The sequence below is a fragment of the Acinetobacter lwoffii genome (genome assembly GCF_024129855.1).
Lineage (GTDB): Bacteria > Pseudomonadota > Gammaproteobacteria > Pseudomonadales > Moraxellaceae > Acinetobacter > Acinetobacter lwoffii_L.
On record NZ_JAMXXC010000073.1, the window covers coordinates 1 to 511 of the forward strand.

A 511-nucleotide genomic window follows, 5' to 3' on the forward strand; every position below is an offset into this window, starting at 1 on the left:
TACGATGTATCTGAGGGTCTGTAGCTCAGTTGGTTAGAGCACACGCTTGATAAGCGTGGGGTCACAAGTTCAAGTCTTGTCAGACCCACCAAATCTGACTAACGAAGCATGAAAGTGCTGAAGCAAACAGAACAGAACGATACATTGACTTATTGATAAGCTGGGGACTTAGCTTAGTTGGTAGAGCGCCTGCTTTGCACGCAGGAGGTCAGGAGTTCGACTCTCCTAGTCTCCACCATACATTCCTACGGAATGTATAAAGACAAAAGCTAATAAATAGACAATCAACTGATTGTTAGTTTAGTCCTTAAGCGATCAAGTGTTTAGATCCTAGAGATTAGCAAGTACAAGCGTTATGATACGCGCACTTGATAATCTCTGTGATTTATCACAGTTTCCTGACCTGACGAAGGCTGGAAAAATCATTAACAGAATATATTTGAGTTGAAATAATTTGTTCAAACTCGTTTCAAGTAGGCAACTACAAGAAATGAGTTCTAGCGAAATTAAC

Annotated in this window: 2 tRNA genes; both read left to right on the forward strand. The window is 40.5% G+C overall.

What is annotated here, in order from left to right:
* Positions 1-14: 14 nt before the first annotated feature.
* A tRNA-Ile gene (locus NI465_RS16545) sits at positions 15-91 on the forward strand.
* A gap of 71 nt (positions 92-162) precedes the next feature.
* A tRNA-Ala gene (locus NI465_RS16550) sits at positions 163-238 on the forward strand.
* Positions 239-511: the final 273 nt, after the last annotated feature.